Raw genomic sequence first — 5,312 nt, forward strand, 5'->3', positions numbered from 1 at the left:
GACGGTCGGCCGCGGGGGCCTCCTGCGGCCGCTCGACGGCCTCGCCGGGGCTCCCGGCGGCTTCGGTGGCTTCGGCGACGGCCGCGGCGAGTGCCGCGTCCAGCCGGGCGGCGACGTCGGCCGGCATCGGTGGGGTCTCGACGTCGCCGAGCAGGGCCCGGACCTCGGTGAGCGCGTCGACGGTCTCCCGGCACTCGGCGCAGCCGTCCAGGTGCCGCCGCAGCGCCTCGACGGTGGAAGGGGAGTCGACCAGGCCCTCGGCGAGGTCGGCCAGCTGCTCGACCGGGGGGTGGTCGTCGGCGGGGTCGGGGAAGGAGGGATGGGCGTTCATCGGGTGCTCACGTCTCCTTCCAGCATCGTCCGACCGGTGCTCTGCCCCGTCCCTGTGACGGAGCCGGGGCGCTTCGGGTTCCCGGGGGCGTCCCGGCGTGGCGGGGCCGAGCCGGGGGCGGGCGGTGTTTCACGTGAAACATCGGGCTCGCGCAGGTGCCGGACCAGGGGGAGGAGCCGGGCCCGGCCGCGCGCGCAGCGGCTCTTCACGGTTCCCACCGGGACGCCCAGCAGCTCGGCGGCCTCGGCCACCGGGTAGCCCTGCATGTCGACCAGCACCAGGGCGGCCCGCTGTTCGGCGGGCAGTTCGGCGAGCGCCGCGGTCAGCTCCCGGTGCAGCTCGGCCCGGACCACCGGGGAGTCGGCCGGCTCGGCGGCGCCGACCAGGGTGTCCAGCCGCTGCGGGTCCTCGTCGAGCGGGGTGGTGCGCCGGGTGGCGCTGCGCCGGGCGCGGTCCAGGCAGGCGTTGACCACGATCCGGTGCAGCCAGGTGGTGACCGCCGAGCGGCCCTGGAAGCCGGCGGCGGCGCGGAAGGCGGAGACCAGGGCGTCCTGGAGCGCGTCGGCGGCCTCCTCGCGGTCGCCCAGGGTGCGCAGGGCGACCGCCCAGAGCCGGTCGCGGTGGCGGTCCACCAGCAGGCCGAAGGCCGCCGGGTCGCCGGCGACGTGCCGGGCGAGCAGCGCCGCGTCGTCGTCCGCCACCGTGACCCCCCTCTGCCGTCGTGCCGTCGTGCCGGGGCCGTCCGCCCCGGGTCAGCCGGAGACCTTGACCTCGGCGACGTGGCCCCGGTACTTGCCGTCGGCATCCTTCGCCAGACCGGTCAGCCAGATCAAGAGGTACCGCGTGGTGGTCGGGGAGTCGAGGGTGTACTCGACATTGGTCCCGGTCTTCTTGCCCACGACGGTGAAGGCGTCCGGCTTGGCCTGCAGCGGGTTGCCGGCGGCGGCCGCGGTGGGCACCCGCAGCTCCGCGGACTGCTCACCGCCGGAGAACAGGACGCTCACCGAGGAGACCGGCTGCGGTGAGCCGAGGTCGATCAGCAGACCGGTGCCGGACTTGAGCGCGGGCGGCTTGGGCCCGAGCTGGTCGACGTACCAGCCGGTGGTCCAGGAGGTGTTCGCGTCGTTGTCGATCGCCTTCCCGATGCTCTCGGTGCCCTCGGGCCCGTCGCCCAGCGGGTTGTACGACTGCGCCTCCTTGATGGCGATCGACACCGGGTTGTGGGTGCTCGCCTGGGGGCTCGGCGCGGTGCTGCTGGCCGAGGTCAGCGGGGACGCGGTGGCCGCCCCGGTGTGGCGCAGGCTGTCGACGAACTGCCAGGAGGCGACGCCGATCGCGCCCAGCGCGACCGTCCACGCGGTGGCCTTGACCACCCGGCGCAGCCGCCGCCGGGTGCGGGTGCGCCGGGAGGGGGCCGGGCGGGAGGAGGCCGGCAGCGGGGAGACGGTGGTGTCGGCGACCCGGGTCGGGTTGGGCGCGGTGGGCAGCGCGTGGGTGTTGTGCCGGGGAGGGGCCGGGAAGGCGGGCAGCTCCGGCGCGGGCTGGCGGATCTTGGGCAGCTTGGCGATCGCCCGGACCAGTTCCTCCGGGGTGGTGATCGGCTGGGCGTGGTGCGGCGGCTGGTCGAACAGGGCCCGCGCGGCGAGCTCGGACAGGCCCTTGTGGACCCCGGCGCGGACCTGGTCCGGCGCGGCGTTCTGGAGGCCCTTGGGCAGGCCCTGGAGGTCGTAGCGGTCCTCCGGGTACGGCCAGCGGTGGGTGAGCGCGGCGAACAGCAGTGCGCCGATCGCGCGGGTGTCGGCCCGCTGGGCGTCCTCGGCGTCCTCGGCGGGCAGCCCGCGCAGGGCGGCGTCCACCGCGATGCCGTTGATCCGGTACTGGCCGCTGTCGGTGCGCAGCACGCAGCGCGGGGTGAGCCGCAGGTGGGCCTGGCCGCGCCGGTGGGCGGCCGCGACGGCGTCGGCGACCTGGCGGACCATCTGGTACGCCTCGTGCGGCTCCATCGGGCCGTTGGCGAGCAGCCTGGCCAGGTCGGAGGAGTGCGGCAGCCACTCCCGCACGACGTAGACCAGCTCGCCCTCGTGGACGGCGTCCAGCACCTGGACGAAGCGCGGATCGCCGAGCAGGGCGGCGGACTTGGCCGCGGCCAGCACCTTGCGGGCCCGCTGGTGGCCGGAGGCCATCAGGTGGACGCCGACCGCCCGGCGCAGCTTCTCGTCGACGGCGCGCCAGCTGCTGAAGGTCTCGGTCTGGGAGATGCACTCCTCCAGCCGGTACCGGTGGCCGATCATGTCCCCGCTGCGGCGCTGCGGGGCGGGGAGGGTGCGCGGGAGGGTGGCGGTGTCGCGCGGGTCGACCGTGGGCTGCGGGTCGGTGGGGCGGCGCGCGGGGCGGGTGGGCTCGGGGGCGGGCTTCTTCCGGGGGGACCCGGCGGCCAGTTCGGCGCGCAGCTCCTGGACCGAGAGCGGGGCGGTGATCTCCGAGGTCTCCTCGCCGGCGGCGGGCTCCGGGCCCGCGGCCGACGCGTCGTCGCGGTCCCGCTTCTTGCCCCGGCCCTTCTCCCCGTCCTGGTCGGTGTTCTCGTCCGCGTCGGGGCGCCCGGGGGCGGCGGCAGCGGTGGGGGCGGCGGGGGCTCCCTCGCGGGCGTCCGCGGAGGTGCTCTCGCCGGCGTCGTCCGAGCCCGCGAGCTCGTCGATCGCCGCGGCCAGCGCGGCCTCGTCCGTCGCCGCGTCAGCTGCTGACGTGTCGACGACCGCCTTGGTGCCATCAGCCACCGTGGTCCTGCCTCCCCTTGTGTCGCCGCGGCTTGAGAGAGTCGCTGGAGCCCTAGGGTCGGCGGCCCTGTGCTCCAGGACAATTGTGCCCACTCTTCTCCACCGGGTACGACCGCTGAGACGTCCGCTCGGTTGCATACGGGTGGAGAGATGTGGTGCAGATCCGACACCTGGTCGCCATCCGGCGGTCGGGCGGACCCGAACCAACCGGTGGCCCAGCACTCGGCCGGACGAGCGGAGGAGCCTTCTGCTCCGGTTGACGCCCGGTCAGGGCGCCCGCTCGTCCGGCCGGTGGTCGGGCGGTCAGCGGCCCAGTCGGCCGCGGACCATGCCCAGCATGGAGTTCAGCTCCTCGATCCGCAGGCGCTTCGCGATGAGCACGAAGACCGCCAGCTGGAGGCCGCCGGCCACGACCAGGGCCGCCACGCTGCCCGGCCAGCCGCCGAGCACCTGCTGGACGCCCAGGCTGGCGCCGAGGCCGACCAGGGCGGCCGGGACGCAGGCGGCGGCCAGCCGGCTGTACGTCCGGCCGATCCGCTTGGTGTCCAGCCCGCCGATCCGCTTCTTCAGCTTCGGCATCGCGACCATCACCCCGATGGCGTAGGCCAGGCCGTAGCCGAAGGCGAGGCCGGTCACCGTCCACTCGGAGGGCAGCACCAGCCAGCACAGCAGCGCGAAGCCGGCCTGGCAGGCGGCGACCCAGACGGTGTTGTAGAACGGCGTCCGGGTGTCCTCGTAGGCGTAGAAGCCGCGCAGCATCACGTACTGGGCGGAGTACGGGATCAGGCCCAGCGCGAACGCGGAGAGCATCAGACCGACGTTGGTGGCGTCGTTCAGGACGGTGTCGTTGCCGCCGATCGCGTAGATCGCCCGGCCGACCACCGGGCCGAGCGACAGGAACAGGAAGGCCGCCGGGACGACCGCCACCGCGGTGGTGCGCAGACCGTAGGAGATGTCGTCGCGTACGGCACCGGCGTCCTCGTCGGCCGCCGCCCGGGAGAGCCGGGGGAGCACCGCGCTCATGATCGAGACGGTGATCACGGCCTGCGGGAGCTGCCAGATCAGCAGCGCGTTGGAGAACGCGGCCAGGCCGACGCCGTTGTGGCCGGCCGCCGCGGCGGCGGCGCCCGCCTTGGTGGACAGCTGGGTGATCACCAGGTAGCCGGCCTGGTTGGCGAGCACGAAGAAGAACGTCCACTTGGCCAGCCGGGCGGCCTTGCCCAGGCCGTGGCCGCGCCAGTCGAAGCGGGGCCGGAAGCGGAACCCGGCGGCCCGCAGGTACGGGATCATCGCCAGCGACTGGACGCCCAGACCGATCAGGGTGCCGAGGCCGAGCAGCCGCACGCCCTCGGGGGAGATGCCCTCCGGGGTGACCTGGGTGGTGCCGAACCCGCCGTAGACCCAGATGTAGGCGGAGAAGGTGAAGATCACCACGATGTTGTTCAGGACCGGCGTCCACATCATCGCGCCGAAGCGGCCGCGGGCGTTGAGGATCTGGCCCATCACCACGTGGATGCCCATGAAGAAGATGGTCGGCAGGCAGTAGCGGGCCATCGCCACCGTGGTCTCGGCGCGCTCCGGGTTGGCCATCATCGGCTGGGCGATCAGCCGCACCAGCACGGGCGCCCCGAGCACCGCCAGGAAGACCACGCCGCCGAGCCCGACCATCACCAGGGTGAGCAGCCGGTTGGCGTACGCGGTGCCGCCGTCCTCGTCGTTCTTCATGCTGCGCACCAGCTGCGGCACGAAGACCGCGTTCAGCGCGCCGCCGCCGATCAGGATGTACAGCAGGGTCGGCAGGGTGTTCGCGGCGTTGTACGAGTCACCCATGATGCCGACGCCGATGGCTGCGGTGATCACCATGGTCCGGACGAAGCCGGTGCCGCGGGAGACCAGCGTGCCGGCCGCCATGATCGCGCTGGAGTTCAGCAGGTTGGAGACCTTGCCGCCGCCGGCCGCCTTGCCGGGCTCGGCGGCGGGGGCGGGTGCCTGCTCGGCGGCCCGCTCCTCGGCGACGATGTCCGCCAGCGGCTCGACCGCCGGGGGCACCGCGACGGCGGCCACCTGCATGGTGGCCTCCGCCTCGGAGAGCGGCGGGTCGAACTCGATCGGCGGCACGAAGTGCTGCTGCCCGCCCGGAGCGGCGCCGTACGGGGGCTGCCCCGGGTGGCCGCCCATCGGCGGGTACGGCGCGGGGCCGGGCGGAG

The 5,312-nt window shown here is 74.5% G+C and carries 3 protein-coding genes and 1 pseudogene; all 4 read right to left on the bottom strand.

Annotated features, from left to right (window positions below):
• A pseudogene (locus tag AE652_RS34535) lies at positions 1–331 on the bottom strand (hypothetical protein); the annotation flags it as partial.
• Entirely contained in the window at positions 328–1,032 is a 705-nt protein-coding gene (sigM, locus tag AE652_RS34540; protein WP_082346165.1) for an RNA polymerase sigma factor SigM, read from the bottom strand. The pseudogene AE652_RS34535 and the gene sigM, both read right to left, overlap by 4 nt.
• A 51-nt stretch (positions 1,033–1,083) precedes the next feature.
• On the bottom strand, positions 1,084–3,105 hold the full coding sequence (locus AE652_RS49105; protein WP_049658884.1) for a protein kinase family protein: 2,022 nt from the start codon (positions 3,103–3,105) through the stop codon (positions 1,084–1,086).
• 303 nt (positions 3,106–3,408) lie between these two features.
• A partial coding sequence (gene murJ, locus AE652_RS34550) for a murein biosynthesis integral membrane protein MurJ (protein WP_107086618.1) occupies positions 3,409–5,312 on the bottom strand: 1,904 nt, incomplete at its 5' end.

Origin of the sequence: Kitasatospora sp. MY 5-36 (assembly GCF_001182915.1) — a bacterium.
GTDB lineage: Bacteria > Actinomycetota > Actinomycetes > Streptomycetales > Streptomycetaceae > Kitasatospora.